This is a genomic window from Arthrobacter sp. H14 (genome assembly GCF_000520495.1).
Classification (GTDB): domain Bacteria; phylum Actinomycetota; class Actinomycetes; order Actinomycetales; family Micrococcaceae; genus Arthrobacter_C.
On the sequence record NZ_KI914652.1, the window covers coordinates 31,092 to 32,909 of the forward strand.

Here is a 1,818-nt window from a genome sequence, read left to right on the forward strand (position 1 = left end):
TGCAGGGGTACCCCGCCGTTCTCCCAGGCTGTCAGTGTGGGTTCAACGATCCGCCAGCACTCTTCTGCCGTGTCCCCACGCACCGACAACAACGGGTCGCCGGATAGAACACCTTCAATCACTTCGCCGTAGGGCAGGACTTCCGCCTCGTTCAGCTCTGCGGACATGGCGACCCGGTTCAGCTCGAAGATATCGCCCGGGCCATTAACGTCGAGCTCCAACTGCAGGGTGTCCGGCCCGAAACCGATGCGCAGCCGGGTGGCTTCGTCCGGCCCTTTGAAACCCTCAGGCAGGTGGGGGACAGGCTTGAAAGTGATGACCGCTTCCTTCCGCGGTTGCCCGAGGGCCTTGCCGGAGCGGAGGATGAAAGGCACCCCGGCCCAGCGCCAGCTGTTGATAGAGACTTCGACTTCGGCCAGTGTTTCCGTTTCGCGGGATGGATCGATCCCCGCCTCGTCCGTGTAGTTGGGAACCTTCCGTTCGCCGATGACGCCGGCGGTGTACCGGGCACGGCGTGTCGTCCCGGAAAAAGGCTCCTCAATTTTGCTGGCGCGGAGTACGGAACTGATCCTGTCGCGCAGATCCCGTTCATTGAGCGATGCCGGGGCATCCAGGGCGATCAGTGCCATGATTTCGAGCAGGTGGCTCTGAATCATGTCCCGCAGGGCGCCGGCGGTGTCGTAGTAACGTGCGCGGTTTTCGAGCGTGAGTTCCTCATCGAAGACAATCTCCACCTTTTCGATGTGGGTGTTGTTCCACAGCGGCTCAAGCAGCCGGTTGGCGAACCGGAGACCGAGGATGTTGAGGACGGTGACCTTGCCGAGGAAGTGGTCCACCCGGTGGATATGGTCCTCCGGAACCAGGCGGACCAGGGTCGCATTAAGTTCCGCGGCCGATTCCTCACTGGAACCGAACGGCTTCTCCATCACCAGCCGCGTACCGACCGGGACATCCTCGGGCTCGAGCACTTCGGCGGCCTTCTGGCTGACGGCCGGCGGCAGCGCGAAGTAGATGGCGACCGGACCCTCCAGCTTGTCCAGCAGGGACGCCAGCGCACCGGGCGCCGTCACATCGACGCTGTGGTAATCCGAATCGGTGGCGAACGCTTCGAGTGCTGCCTTGCCGTCGTCGTTCGATTTTTCCGTACTGCCGGCAAAAGAGGTGCGGACGCGGTCCTGCCATTTTTCCCGGGACCAGTCCTCGATGCCGGCGCCGACCAGCTGGATCTTCCCGGCCTTGCCGCGGCAGATCAGCCGCCCCAGTCCCGGCAGCAACAGCCTGCCGGTGAGATCGCCGGACGCGCCGAGGATCAGCAACGTCTTCATTTCCGTCTCAGGTTGCTCCACAGAGCCTTTAGATACAGTCACAAGGTTCAGCATGCCACCGATCAGGAAGATTGTGCAGGGTCCGCCGCGCCTCTTGTGGACGAAGCGGCGGGGACTGGAGCAGTGCTTCCGTCGTCGCAGGCCTGCCGGGGCTTGATACCCTAGGTAGTTGAATCCACCTATACGTTTGACGAAAGAAGTGCACTTCGCGTGTTCAATTCACTCTCCGACCGCTTGGCAGCGACTTTCAAGAACCTGCGCGGCAAAGGCCGTCTATCCGAGGCCGACGTCGACGCCACAGTCCGGGAAATCCGCCGCGCCCTGCTGGACGCGGACGTTGCCGTACCGGTGGTGCGCGCCTTCACGGCCAGGATCAAGGAGCGGGCGCTCGGCGCTGAGGTTTCCGGTGCCCTGAACCCGGGCCAGCAGGTCGTCAAGATCGTCAATGAGGAACTCGTCAACATCCTCGGTGGCGAGACACGCCGGATCCGGC

2 protein-coding genes are annotated in these 1,818 nt (G+C 63.0%); one reads left to right on the forward strand and one right to left on the reverse strand.

All coding sequences use genetic code 11. From position 1 onward, the window contains the following. Nucleotides 1–1,325: glucose-6-phosphate dehydrogenase (locus Y707_RS25205; protein ID WP_035781300.1), on the reverse strand; the 1,325-nt coding region annotated here is incomplete at its 3' end. Between the two features lie 210 nt (nt 1,326–1,535). On the opposite strand from Y707_RS25205, the gene Y707_RS25210 reads away from it, so the two are divergent. Then, nucleotides 1,536–1,818: signal recognition particle receptor subunit alpha (locus tag Y707_RS25210; RefSeq protein WP_035781302.1), on the forward strand; the 283-nt coding region annotated here is incomplete at its 3' end.